Origin of the sequence: Halochromatium roseum (assembly GCF_016653315.1) — a bacterium.
GTDB lineage: Bacteria > Pseudomonadota > Gammaproteobacteria > Chromatiales > Chromatiaceae > Lamprobacter > Lamprobacter roseus.
Map to the genome: position 1 here is coordinate 45283 of NZ_NHSH01000086.1, position 11316 is coordinate 56598.

An 11316-nucleotide genomic window follows, 5' to 3' on the forward strand; every position below is an offset into this window, starting at 1 on the left:
GTGTTGGCGCGCGTAAGCACCTGGATACCAGCATGAACAATACCCTCAAACGCTTCTTACGCGGCGTAGGCAGCGTCATCGATATTGCACCGGCACCCGATCCGCGGCGCTATTTGCCACAACGCTCCGATGCCGAGCTGTTGCGCACGGACCTGGAGGCGATTGGTGCAGACATGCGCCAGATCATGGAGACTGAGCGCCATGTCCGCTCAACCGCTCGATCACAGCGCTGACCCCACAGCCGAAGCCTCGGCAAACAACACCACGCTGACGCTAGAACGGCGCGAACTGTTCATCGGTCCTCTGCCACCTCCAGATCATCATTGGCCGTCGCGCAGATAAGCAAGGATAGCTGTTGCCTGCGGGAGCTTCACTCGTTCAGCCACGATCGCTTGATGACCCATCCGCATCCGTCACGACTCGCATTTCGACCACCTAGCAGCATGCAGCAGCAAACCCCAGCACCCAAGATGCACTCAGCGCCGCTCCCCGAGCCGCCCGACATTCATGCCGATCTTGCACAACGGGTGATAGTCGACACCCGGCAGTTGGACTGGGAGCCGAGCCCGAGCGGCACCGTCTGGCGCAAACCGCTCTATCGGCAAGGTGGCGAATTCGGGCCGGTGACCAGCCTGGTCCGCTACGCGCCTGGCGGTGCCTTCGCCGAGCACAGTCATCCCGAGGGCGAAGAGATCCTGGTCTTGGACGGGGTCTTCTCCGACGAGCAGGGTGACTACCCCGCCGGCACCTTCTTGATGAATCCCGATGGCAGCCGGCATTCGCCGCGCTCCGAGCCCGGCTGCACGCTGTTGGTGCGCTTGCGCCAATATCCTGGCAGTGATCGCCCGCGCTTGGTGGAGGACACCCAGGCCGCCAGCAGCTGGCGACCCGGTCTGGTCGATGGCCTCAGCGTCCGGCCGCTGTACAGCCAGCCCGGCTACCCGGAGAGCGTGGCGCTGGTCCGCTGGGCGCCCGGCACCCAGTTTCAGCCGCACAGCCACTGGGGTGGGGAAGAGATCTTCGTGCTCGAAGGCGAATTCGCCGATGAGCAGGGTCGCTACCCAGAGGGCACCTGGATACGCAGCCCCCATCTCAGCCGGCACCAGCCCTGTTCTGACTGCGGCTGCCTGATCTATGTCCGCGTTGGCGGGCTCGACCACAGGAACGCCGATCAAATCGACCTGCGACCCTGATGATCAAGCTCATGGCCGACCATCATCACCGACGTTCGTAAGCGCGCATGAACCTGCATGACGCGTTGCCGCGTGTCAGCCCCCGCAAGTCTCCGATCACCAGGGGCCTCCGTTGATCGTCACTCCAGCGGCAGCCTGGGTGCTGGCGTCTCTGTTGCTGCTACTGGCCGGTTTCTGCCTTCTACAAAGGAACCTATGGCGCGCTTGCCAAGGCTTCGTAGCCTTCGCGCTGCTCATGTCACTGGCCTGGCTGGTGCTCGGCTCGCCTTGGCTGGCACTGGCCGAGGCGCTGCTCGGCGCGCTGCTAACCGGTGGCACATTGCTCTGGACGCTGCGTGGTCGCGGAGCCCTGCCACGCTTGGAGCCAGTCGATAAAACCCCGCGGCGAGCGCGCCTCAGCGCACCCGTGCGCTGGCTGCTGATCTTGGGCTGGCTGGGTCTGAGCAGCATCGCGCTGCTGATGCTGCTCGGCCTCGACGCGCTGAGACTGCCAACATCGATCAGCACGCTATTGGCCGCCACCGGCGTGCTGATCATGGGCCTGGGGCTCTGGGCCTTCAGCGCTCAACGCCACCTGCTGCGCCGGCTGCTGGCCTTCAACCTGCTTGGCTCCGGGGTGTTCCTGCTGTTAGCCGGGCTTGCTGCGCCGGCGCCTGTTCCAATCGCCGAGGTCCGGGCGTTGATCTTCATCGGCTTGGTGGTGGCACTGCTCGGCTCGGTGCTCGGCGCGGCGTTGTTGCTGCGCCTGCATGCACAGGCTAGTCAGGTCACGCTGAATGCCGTCCTCGGCTCCGGTCTATCAACCTCAACGCAATGAGCCCGACGCCGTTCCATCTGCTCTGGCTACTCTTCGCGCCGCTGGCCCTTGGTCTGCTGGCTTGGGTGCGCCCGCCGCGCCATAGCGGATGGGTCTTGCTCGTCGCCCTGCCGCTGCCTCTTTTGGCACTCTGGCTGCTGCTCGGGCTCAATGACAGGCCGATGACGGGACAGCTGGCACTCGGGCCGCTGACACTGCACTGGCGCCTGGACGGACTGGCGGCGTTGTTGTGGCTGCTGACGCAGCTGTTGCTGCTGGCCAGCGCCCTCTATGCCGCAGGTTATGTCCGCACCACCACACTCGGCCAGCGCGCCTATGCCTGGCTCTGGCCACTGATGGGCGGTCTGGCGCTGGGACTCGGGCTGATCTGGATCGCGGCCGATCTGCTGCTGCTCTACGCCGGCCTGGAGCTGATGGGGCTCTGCGCCGTTGGCATGATGCTGCTTCCCGGCAGTGTCGAGGCGCTCACTGCCGGCCTGCGCTACCTGCTATTCGCGCTGGTCGGCTCGCTGACCTGGCTGCTCGGCGTCGCACTGCTGCTCGGCGCTTGGGGCCGACTCGACCTGGCGGGGATGGCGGGGCTGGCAGCGGTCACCCAACCCGATCCGGTGACGCAGATCGCCGTCGCGCTGTTAGCCAGCGGGCTGTTGCTGAAGGCGGCGATCTTTCCGCTGCATAGTTGGCTAGCGCCCGTGCATGGCAGCGCCTGGACCCCGGTCAGCGCGATCCACGGCGCGCTGGTGGTCAAGGCCTCGTTCTTCATCCTGCTGCTGCTCTGGCGCGCGCTGCTGCCGGAGGCCATCGCCGGCGCCTGGGCGCTTGGCCTGCTCGGCAGCCTGGCGGTGCTCTGGGGCGGGATACAGGCCTGGCGCGCCGTCGGGCTTAAGCAGCTGGTGGCCTGGTCTACCGTCGGCCAATTGGGCTATCTGATGCTGGCCTTCCCGCTGCTAGCCGGGACCAGTGCCGCGGTCGCGATGATGGCCTGGCAGGCGACCTGGCTGCAGTTGGCCGGGCATGCCTTGGCGAAGGCAGCGATGTTCATGGCCGCCGGCAACCTGCTGCTCTCCACCGGAGCGCATCGGCTCGAGGGCCTGACCGGGACCAGCCGCCGGCTGCCGCTCTCGCTGATGACCTTTGGACTCGCGGCGGTGACCCTGATGGGGCTGCCGCCCAGCGCCGGCTTCACCGCCAAGTGGCTGTGGCTGCAGGCCTCGTTGGCATCGGGCCAATGGCTCTGGGTGGTCGTGCTCGCGCTGGGCAGCCTGCTCAGCGCCATCTATGTGTTCCGGGTGCTGCGCTGTTCCTTCGTCGAGGACGCCCCTGAACAGGCGTTCCGCAGCCTGCCGTTGGGGATGGAGCTGATCGCCTTGGTGCTGGCGCTGGCCGCCATCGGACTGGGCCTAGCGGCCGGCTGGCCGCTGTCGTTTCTGGGGCCAGCGGGGGTGTCATGAGTGCCGCGAGTGCCATGAGCGCCGTGCTGCCGCTGGCGACCCTGGCCAGCTCGCTGCTCACCGCAGCGGTGATCTTCATGCTGCCGGAACAGGCCGTGCGCACCCGCACCGCGCTCAACCTCGCCGCCGCGCTGATCAAGCTGGTGCTGGTGATCTGGATGGCGCGGGGCCTGGTCGCGGGCGAGGTCTACGCGGTCGAGTTTCCGGTGGTCGAGGGCCTGAGCTTTGTCCTGCAGGTGGACGAACTCGGACTCACCTTCGCCGGGCTGTCCTCGCTGCTGTGGCTATTTACCACCATCTATGCCATCGGCTACCTCGAGGACTCGCCCAATCGTCGGCGCTTCTTCGGCTTCTTCAGCCTTTGCGTTGCCAGCACCCTGGGCATCAGCCTGGCCGGCAACCTGTTTACCCTGCTGATCTTCTATGAGCTGCTGACGCTCTCGACCTATCCGCTGGTGGCGCATCGCGGCACGCCTCAGGCATTGGCCGCAGCCACCGTCTACCTGCGCTATACACTCAGCGCCGGTCTAGTGTTGATGATCGGTATGGTCGCCTTGCAGGTCTTGGCTGGGGATCTGCGCTTCGGTCAGCGCGAGCTCCTAGCCGCACTGGGTCCTGAGGCTCGCCCCTGGCTGATCGGCCTGTTCTGGCTACTGACTCTCGGCTTCGGCGTCAAGGCGGCGCTGGTGCCGCTGCATGGCTGGCTACCGCGGGCGATGGTAGCCCCGGCGCCGGTCAGCGCCCTGCTGCATGCGGTGGCCGTGGTCAAGGCTGGCGCCTTCGGCATCGTGCGGCTGGTCTACGATGTCTACGGGATCGGTTTCAGCGCGTCCTTAGGCGTGCTCGATGGACTGGTGGTGATCGCCTCGGTCACCATCGTCTACGGCTCGCTGCGCGCGCTGGCCCAGCAGGAGCTGAAACCGCGCCTCGCCTACTCCACGGTCAGCCAGGTCTCCTACATTGTGCTCGGGATCGGGCTGTTCGGGCCGCTCGGGACCATCGCCGCGCTCGCGCATCTGCTGCATCAGGGGCTGATGAAGGTCACGCTGTTCTTCTGCGCCGGCAACTATGCCGAGGAGTTAGGGATTCACCGTATCGATGAGCTCGATGGCGTCGGTCGGCGCATGCCGCTGAGCAGCTTGGCCTTCACCATCGGCGCGCTCGGCATGATCGGCATGCCGCCGCTGGTCGGCTTCATCAGCAAATGGATGCTGGGCATGGGTGCGGTGCAGGCCGAGATGCCCTGGGTCATCGCGGTGCTGGTGGCCAGCACCCTGCTCAACGCGGCCTATTTCCTGCCCATCTTGAATCGCCTCTGGTTCCGCCCTGGACCAGCCCATGGGATTGGGACCTGGCCGGCTGAGCGTGCGCCGAGTCGGCTCGAGACCAGCGCCTGGTTGCTGCTGCCGGCACTGGCGACGGCGTTGCTGAGCCTGCTGGCCGGGATGCTGGCGGGACTGCCGTTCAGCCCCTTGCAGTGGGCCACCCGCGTGGTCGAGCAGACCTATCTGATGCCATGACCGAGCTGAGCCTTGCACCCTTCCCTCTCCTGCGCCTGCCGCTCGCGCCTTTGCTCTTCGCAGCATTGCTGTGGCCGCTGCTGCTGAGCCTGCGCGCCGCACTCGGGGCGACGATCAGCCTTGGCCAGCTGCGCCCTCACCTGAGCCGCCCCCTAAACCAGCCCCTAAACCAGCCCCTAAACCAGCCACTAAACCAGCCACTAAACCAGCCACTAAGCCAGCCCTCGAGCCGATCCCTGCATCGGCCACTGGACTGGCTCTGGATCAGCGCGCCCTTGCCAGCGCTCGCGCTCGCCGTGCTGGGTCCAGACGGCAGCCTCTGGCTGGAGGCCTGGCTGCTGGGAGGCTACTGGGAGCTTGATGACCAACGCCGCTTGCTGCTGGCCTTCAGCGCCCTGCTGTGGGGACTGGCGGGCTGGTACGCACGCGGCTACTTCGCCGCCGAGCAGGCCCAGGCCGCGGCCGGCGACCGGGACAGCCGCTCGCGCCTGCTGCGCTTCGCGCTGTTCTGGCCGCTGACCCTCTGCGGCAATCTGCTGCTGCTCGTCGCCGAGGATATTGCCAGTTTCTACCTCGGCTTTGCGCTGATGACCTTCTCGGCCTACCCGCTGGTGATCCACAACGGCAGCCGCGAGGCGCGCACCGGCGGCTTGGCCTATCTGGTCATGGCTGTGCTCGGGGAAGGGATGATCCTGGCTGGCCTGCTGTGGGGCGCCGGCACCGGCTCGGCGCTGACCCTGTCGGAGCTGCGCGCGACCCTGGCGACGGCGGACATGGGCCTCTGGATGGGGCTGCTGCTCTGGCTCGGCTTCGGCGTCAAGGCCGGGGTGATCGGTCTGCACCTGTGGCTGCCATTGGCGCATCCGGTCGCACCGACGCCCGCCAGCGCCGTGCTCAGTGGCGTGATGATCAAGGCCGGACTGGTCGGCTGGCTGAGCACGCTGCCACTGGGTATGGCCGGTGTCGATCAATCCTTTCACGGGTTGGGACTGGCGATGCTGGTGGCTGGTCTAGTCGGCGCCTTTGCTGCAGCCTTGTGGGGCGTCGCGCAACGCCACCCAAAGGCGGTGCTGGCCTATTCCAGCGTCAGCCAGATGGGCATGCTTGCGGCCCTGGTCGCGATCGGCCTGCTAAAGCCTGACAGCTGGCCCGCGCTCAGCGTGCTGCTGCTGTTCTTCGCCGCTCACCACGGCTTGAGCAAGGGCGCGCTGTTCCTCGGCGTCGGCATCAGCGAGCAGCCGCCGCGCTTACCTGCCTGGCTGCTCTGGACGCTGCTGATCCTGCCAGCGCTATCGCTCGCCGGCGCCCTGGGCTCCGGCCTGATCGCCAAATGGGGTACCAAGAAGGCGCTCGAGGCTGCTGGGGAAGAGACTCTGGCCTTCTGGCTGAGTCTAGCGACCGTCGGCACAACGCTATTGATGGCGCAGACGCTGTGGCGGCAATGGAGGCAAGGGCTGCAGCATGCACCGACCGCAACCGATGATCGACGTCTTCTCGCATCCATGCCGCTGGCCTGGTTGATCAGCGTCCTCGCCGCACTCAGCCTGCCACTCTGGTTCAGCTGGCTCGCGGGCGGGATCGAAGGCGTGCTCTCAGGCCGACTCGCGGGCAGATTCGCCTGGCCTCCGCTCAGCGCGCTCCCGGCCCTGCTCTGGCCGCTGGGGCTCGGGCTGCTGTTATCGCTCGCGCTCGGCTGGAGCCTGCGCCGAGTCGCGCCGCGGCTGAGCGACTGGCTTCCCGCCGGCGATCTCTGGTGGCCATTGGCCTTCTGCGGCCGTTGGCTGTGGCGTCTCGCCCGTAGACTGCTGCAAGGGCTAGCGAGTCTGCAAGCGGCCTGGGTCGCTTGGTGGGTTGCGCGCGAGGGCGATGGCTTGGCCGGCTTGGATACGCTGACGCGCGCCGAGGACTGGCTGCGCCGCCAGTTGGCGCTGTTACTGCTGGCCGTCGCCCTAATGTTGGCCGCTGTGCTGTTGCTCAGCGCCAAGAGCAGGCTGCTGTGGCCCTGAACGCTGAATGGCCTGCACTCGCTGACTCAACTTGCGAGCATTTGTCCCCGGTGATTGGTCAGCTTCGCAACCGAAAAGCCGGACGCCAACGGTGTTGCTCGATTGGTCAGGCTTGGCTGGCGCGTAACGGCGTGAGGACGACTTCTCTAACGACTTCCTTGATGACTAACGCCGCACCAACGCCCGCAGCGCGCGTCCGAAAAAGCCCTCGCGCTTGGCTTTAACGCGCTTGACCAAGCGCCGAACCTCCTCGAGTCGGTCCGCCTCATGGTCATCCTCGATGAAGGATTCGACCAGCTTGAGCTGTGATTCGGCCACCTCGTCCTCGCCGCGGGCGCTCTCGAGCATCGCCAGTACGCCATGAAGCTGGATCAGATCCAGGATATGGATACGATGCTGCTCGCGGTGTCCCTCGAGCAGGTCACTGGCGGCCTCGAGCTCGCCCCGCATGATCAACGCACGCGCTAGATTGCAGCGGGCTAACAGATAATCCGGATTGGCCTCGATGGCCTGCCGCAACAACTGTTCCGCCTCGGTGCGCCGACGCGCCATGTGGCGCATCGCGGCGAGCATCAGCAACGTCTGCGGATGATTGGGAAACGACGCCAGAATCGACTGCAGCTTGGACTCGCAGGCCTCGAATTGAAAATCGTTATAGTCATCACGCGCCTCATCGAGCAGGTCGTCGAGCGCGTCCGGCAAGCCACTGTCGGTCGGCTCGCGATGCACCTGCATCTCGAAGAGCTTGATCGCCCTCAGCGTGTCACCGTCCCAGAACTCGATCAATTCATCCTCGCCGAGCTGGCCGGCCTCGCGCAGCACCCTGAGCATCTTAAATCGATCGTTTGAGGTCCCGATCGGCAAGCGTACCAGCTCACGCAGCACCTCGGCGACCGCGTTGTCGCGCTGCTGCAACCGATACATCAGGACCACACTCACGGCTTGGCGCAGCGGCTCACTACCATTGATATAAAGCGCCCGAAGATAGGCATTGGAGGCGCTCAGACCGATGAGGGTTTTTTCGGCTTGACTGGTCCGCTGCGCCTGCATCTGGTTTCGCATGGCGTTGAAGCGGCCAGCAGGTATCGCGTTGTGCATCTCGATCGCGGCGGGAAGCAGGGTCTCGACATCGGCGGCAGCCAAGCGATTTTCCGCCGCCAGCGCAAACCCGGGCGATGCCTGTTCGATCTCCTGCCACAAGCGTCGCGCCGGTTTGAGCTCACCGCAACGGGCCGCGGCGCAAGCGCCCAGATGGGTCATGAGGGCCGTCGTCAGGTCTTGAATCCCTTCCCACCAGGGTGCGTCAACCGTGCGCTCGTAAGCCGCCCAAGCAGCCTCGGGCTGATCCAGCAGGAGCAGCGCGATCAACTGGGGCAAGGCCTCGTCAGCCCGTCGTGCCGTCATCATCGCCAAGCGGGTGCAGAGACCGCTGGCGCCTTCGACATCCCCCAGGTACAGCCGCAGGCTCGCAGCCCAGCCGAGCGCGAACAGATTCTCGTCATCCCGACGCCAGCCCTCTAGGGCGAGGGCGAGCGCCTCGTCGATGCGCTCGAGATGAAACAAGCAGGTGATCCGATTATTGCGCGCGCTGGTCAGCTCCAGGTCTTCCAGATACCGCAACGCCTTGCTGAAGGCAAAGCCGTTCATGCAGAGCCGGGCGCGATCGAATTGGACCATCGCCGCTTCGTCTGCGCGAGTGCCGTCAACCAGGGTGCAAAGCGCCGTCTTGATCTCATCGGAGAGCGGAAAACTGGAGGGCACCTCGCCCCCGAGGGCGCGAACCTGCTCGGCAACGCGTTCAGCCAGCATCAGGCAATGGCCCTCGGTGGCATAGACCAGCAGTTGCTCTTGCGCGAACAGACTCTGGGGATGGCGCTCGGCCCAGTCGTGCACGACAACGGCAGCAAATTGTGCCCCCTGCCCGCGACGCAAGGCCTCGATCAAGAGGCCTTGCGCGCCACCATGATCAGGAAAACGCTGCACCAACTGCCGCGCGCGCTCAATGGCCTTGGCAAAGTCCTCGGCCTCCAGCAGACGCTCGATGGCGCGCAGCTGTGCGGGCTCAGGCCGCAGATGCGGACTCGTCTTGCGCTTGCTAGAGCGCTTGGGTTTGTTTTTAGGTGTCTTTTTGGACATGCTGTGTCTTTGCGAATGGATCACGGCGTCGCGGTCCAGCCCGACTGGCGCGCAGCGGCGTTCATCCAACAGATGAGGTGATTATGACAGCCGACATCATCGGCCATTGCTGGCACTGCGGCACTGATCTGACGCGCGCCGACTACGGGCGTGAGAATCACTGCTTGAGCTGCGGCAAGGCGACGCGCGCTTGCCGCAATTGTCGTCTCTATCAACGCGGGCGTCCCAATGATTGCCTCGAGCCGCTGGCCGAGCCGATCGCCGATCAGGTCCGCGCCAACTTTTGCGAGCATTTCGATCCCGCACCGCACCCTGCGGCGTCTCCTGTCCCGAACAGTACGCAGGATGAAGACCCCCTACGTCAAGCCGCCGAATCCTTGTTCAAGTAGCCACTGACGTCCCCGATCGGTCAGCCGATCGGGCTGAAGCCGGCTCTTGGGCTTGTTTGGAATCGCCATCTCGATCAAGCCGGCGCCTAGCGCAGGCTGCAGGTAGCGCTCGCGGAAGGATTTACGATCTTGTCGTCGGAGCGCGACTTGCAACCCCTCTCGGCTCATCTCGCCTTCGATGACCTGTAGCAGCTTGCCGACTTGGGGGGTGACTTGGGGGGTCGCGGTCGTCATCGCCGCCAAGATCATCCGCAACATGAAGACGATGAACGGCGCCGAATCGGTTTGCTCGGTGCTCTCTTGCAGGGCTTGGTCATACTCGCCCTGATGCTCGAAGATCAGGCTTTCCACCGGCAGATCGGCAAACAGCGGATTCCAGCACGCCAGGATCAGGCTCTGCCACAGCCTTCCCATGCGCCTGTTGCCGTCGGCGAAGGGGTGGATAAACTCGAAATCGTAGTGAAACACAGCGCTGGCAATGAGAGGATGAGCATCCGTCGCAGCCAGTCAACGTAACAGCTCGGCTGTCAGCCCAGGCACTCGAGCCGCTGGGGGCGCCAGATGGATCACTTCGTCGTCTGCCATGACGCCAACGCCCCCGCGCCGGTAGACACCCGCCTCATCGATCAGCCCTGCTATCAAGATGCAATGCGCGTCGAGCAGGTCTGCCTCCATCTCCGGTCGCCAGGACGGAAATCGGTCATAGGCCGCCAGCGCGTTGCGCACCTCAAGGATCTCGCGCGGCGGGGCGTCGCCGAGCGGGTTCATCGCTTGCACCCAACGCTCGGCTGCCTTGGGCTTTAGCCTCAGGCGCAAAGCCGTGATTCGGACCGTCGCCCCCAGTCATCAAAGTCAGCTTGAATCAAGCAGCCTCTTCAAGAGAATTCTTGACCGCCAACGGAACCTGAATCGGAACAAAGCGCGTTGCGGAATAAAGGTAATCTTCGCCGCTCTCATCAATCACTCGTATGTCACCATCTGCCGCCGCTTCTTCATCGGGAAGGACTTTGTAGATCTTGTGACGTTCGAGGGAGGCAGGATAGTCAGCGTTGTCCAAGCAAACGACGTAAGCTGCCAGAGTGTTAGGATCTTGAGTCATGGTCATTCTATGTAGCCTTTGCGTTTCATCTCTCGTCTACCAATACCATGCGCCTCATACCAATGAAGCTCAGCCATTCGTTCGCGGCCATTCTGCAGACGAACCAGCGCATAGCCTTTCAACTTGCGCCACTTTCCTTTGCCGTATTGACGGTTTAGCCTGGGCAGGTCACGAATACCAGGACCACGCGCGATCACATCAATGCCAACAAGCTCACCAATAACCTCAAATTCGGCCATACCAAGACTGGTCAAGCATTATTCACGATGCGTTACTTGCCGAGCGGCAACCAATGTCTCAAGGTTGCGGGGCCACCTCAGAGTCAAATCCCTGTTGTCTCTCAGCGCGCATCCAGGATGGCAGCAACCAGTGCGCGGTCGAGATCAAGCGCTTCGGCGATCTGTACCGGCTCGAGACCCAGCGCCTGCAGCTTGGTGACGGCGGCGATGCGGGTGGCGTCGCGCTCCGCCTCAGCCTGCTGTCGGGCCTGTTCTTCCCGCCGCCTGGCCTGTTCTTCCTGCTGCCACTGCGGATAGACGAAGGCCTGGTAGAGAGGGTCGTGGCGCAGCGCCTCCAACGGGGTGCGCCCGAGCAGGTCGCGAATGTGGAATTGAAAGCCGGGCAGGGTTCGGGAGCGGACAATGCCGTCAGCGCCGAGTATGGACTCGAAGCCGCCGTCGCCACCCCGCGACAGAAAGGTCAGAC

The 11316-nt window shown here is 64.7% G+C and carries 12 protein-coding genes and 1 pseudogene; 7 read left to right on the top strand and 6 right to left on the bottom strand.

Going from position 1 to position 11316, the window contains the following annotated elements; genetic code table 11:
- Positions 1-32: 32 nt before the first annotated feature.
- The 6 genes from CCR96_RS23705 (at position 33) to CCR96_RS23730 (ending at position 6987) form a co-directional block, all read left to right on the top strand.
- Complete coding sequence (locus CCR96_RS23705) at positions 33-233, top strand: hypothetical protein (protein ID WP_201224504.1); 201 nt, start codon at positions 33-35, stop codon at positions 231-233.
- A 210-nt stretch (positions 234-443) separates the two neighbouring features.
- On the top strand, positions 444-1193 hold the full coding sequence (locus CCR96_RS23710; RefSeq protein ID WP_242519331.1) for a cupin domain-containing protein: 750 nt from the start codon (positions 444-446) through the stop codon (positions 1191-1193).
- 139 nt (positions 1194-1332) lie between these two features.
- The gene (locus CCR96_RS23715) at positions 1333-2010 is read left to right on the top strand and encodes a hydrogenase subunit MbhD domain-containing protein (RefSeq protein ID WP_338035942.1); all 678 of its coding nucleotides are present in this window, start codon (positions 1333-1335) and stop codon (positions 2008-2010) included.
- On the top strand, positions 2007-3461 hold the full coding sequence (locus tag CCR96_RS23720) for a complex I subunit 5 family protein (RefSeq protein ID WP_201224508.1): 1455 nt from the start codon (positions 2007-2009) through the stop codon (positions 3459-3461). The genes CCR96_RS23715 and CCR96_RS23720 overlap by 4 nt, the downstream gene beginning before the upstream one ends.
- The gene (locus CCR96_RS23725) at positions 3458-4981 is read left to right on the top strand and encodes a complex I subunit 5 family protein (protein WP_420827296.1); all 1524 of its coding nucleotides are present in this window, start codon (positions 3458-3460) and stop codon (positions 4979-4981) included. The genes CCR96_RS23720 and CCR96_RS23725 overlap by 4 nt, the downstream gene beginning before the upstream one ends.
- Positions 4978-6987 (top strand): proton-conducting transporter transmembrane domain-containing protein, encoded by a 2010-nt coding sequence (locus CCR96_RS23730; RefSeq protein ID WP_201224510.1) that lies wholly within the window; start codon positions 4978-4980, stop codon positions 6985-6987. Before CCR96_RS23725 ends, CCR96_RS23730 begins: the two co-directional genes overlap by 4 nt.
- A gap of 165 nt (positions 6988-7152) precedes the next feature.
- Here CCR96_RS23730 and CCR96_RS23735 read toward each other — a convergent pair whose 3' ends face one another.
- The gene (locus CCR96_RS23735) at positions 7153-9123 is read right to left on the bottom strand and encodes a tetratricopeptide repeat protein (RefSeq protein ID WP_201224512.1); all 1971 of its coding nucleotides are present in this window, start codon (positions 9121-9123) and stop codon (positions 7153-7155) included.
- 83 nt (positions 9124-9206) lie between these two features.
- Between CCR96_RS23735 and CCR96_RS23740 the strand changes: the two genes are divergently transcribed.
- Entirely contained in the window at positions 9207-9512 is a 306-nt protein-coding gene (locus tag CCR96_RS23740; RefSeq protein ID WP_201224513.1) for a hypothetical protein, read from the top strand.
- Here CCR96_RS23740 and CCR96_RS24930 read toward each other — a convergent pair.
- From CCR96_RS24930 to CCR96_RS23760, 5 genes and pseudogenes are all read right to left on the bottom strand, one after another.
- Positions 9480-10019, bottom strand: coding sequence for a Fic family protein (locus tag CCR96_RS24930; RefSeq protein ID WP_274601185.1), 540 nt, complete (start codon positions 10017-10019; stop codon positions 9480-9482). The two genes, CCR96_RS23740 and CCR96_RS24930, sit on opposite strands and share 33 nt — an antisense overlap.
- Complete coding sequence (locus tag CCR96_RS24940; protein ID WP_242519333.1) at positions 10020-10328, bottom strand: Fic family protein; 309 nt, start codon at positions 10326-10328, stop codon at positions 10020-10022. It abuts the gene before it with no gap.
- Positions 10329-10374: 46 nt separating this feature from the next.
- Complete coding sequence (locus CCR96_RS23750; protein ID WP_242519334.1) at positions 10375-10617, bottom strand: hypothetical protein; 243 nt, start codon at positions 10615-10617, stop codon at positions 10375-10377.
- Positions 10614-10850: a hypothetical protein gene (locus CCR96_RS23755; protein ID WP_201224514.1), complete on the bottom strand. Its 237-nt coding sequence runs from the start codon at positions 10848-10850 to the stop codon at positions 10614-10616. Before CCR96_RS23755 ends, CCR96_RS23750 begins: the two co-directional genes overlap by 4 nt.
- A 101-nt stretch (positions 10851-10951) precedes the next feature.
- Positions 10952-11316 (bottom strand): annotated as a pseudogene (locus CCR96_RS23760) (hypothetical protein); the annotation flags it as partial.

Excerpts from the sequence above, each read along its gene's own strand:
- CCR96_RS23705 (WP_201224504.1), top strand. The coding sequence starts at position 33 with ATGAACAATACCCTCAAACGCTTCTTACGCGGCGTAGGCAGCGTCATC.
- CCR96_RS23710 (WP_242519331.1), top strand. The coding sequence starts at position 444 with ATGCAGCAGCAAACCCCAGCACCCAAGATGCACTCAGCGCCGCTCCCC.
- CCR96_RS23720 (WP_201224508.1), top strand. The coding sequence starts at position 2,007 with ATGAGCCCGACGCCGTTCCATCTGCTCTGGCTACTCTTCGCGCCGCTG.
- CCR96_RS23725 (WP_420827296.1), top strand. The coding sequence starts at position 3,458 with ATGAGTGCCGCGAGTGCCATGAGCGCCGTGCTGCCGCTGGCGACCCTG.
- CCR96_RS23730 (WP_201224510.1), top strand. The coding sequence starts at position 4,978 with ATGACCGAGCTGAGCCTTGCACCCTTCCCTCTCCTGCGCCTGCCGCTC.
- CCR96_RS23735 (WP_201224512.1), bottom strand. The coding sequence starts at position 9,123 with ATGTCCAAAAAGACACCTAAAAACAAACCCAAGCGCTCTAGCAAGCGC.
- CCR96_RS23740 (WP_201224513.1), top strand. The coding sequence starts at position 9,207 with ATGACAGCCGACATCATCGGCCATTGCTGGCACTGCGGCACTGATCTG.
- CCR96_RS23750 (WP_242519334.1), bottom strand. The coding sequence starts at position 10,617 with ATGACCATGACTCAAGATCCTAACACTCTGGCAGCTTACGTCGTTTGC.
- CCR96_RS23755 (WP_201224514.1), bottom strand. The coding sequence starts at position 10,850 with ATGGCCGAATTTGAGGTTATTGGTGAGCTTGTTGGCATTGATGTGATC.